The sequence below is a fragment of the Frigoribacterium sp. AC759 genome (assembly GCF_979256015.1).
Genome location: NZ_CEEDMT010000185.1, coordinates 1 through 238 on the forward strand (window position 1 = coordinate 1; position 238 = coordinate 238).

Genomic DNA, 238 nt, shown 5'->3' on the forward strand with positions numbered 1-238 from the left:
GCCCAGAGGTCGTCGTCTGTGGCGGAGTCCCGGGCGAAGAGCAGATTCTGGCGGACGGACTCGTCGAAGTGGTAGGGCGCCTGCTCGATCAGGCCCACGGTGGCCCGCACCCGGGCGGCCGGGACCGTCGACACGTCGACGCCGCCGACCTCGTAGCGACCCCGGTGGTCGAGGAACCTCGCCCGCACGGCGGCCAGCGTGCTCTTGCCCGCCCCGCTCGGTCCCTCGACGACGACGC

The 238-nt window shown here is 73.5% G+C and carries 1 protein-coding gene; it reads right to left on the reverse strand.

All coding sequences use genetic code 11. The features are described from left to right. Window positions 1-238: ATP-binding cassette domain-containing protein (locus ACZ6JE_RS15580; RefSeq protein ID WP_464319537.1), on the reverse strand; the 238-nt coding region annotated here is incomplete at both ends.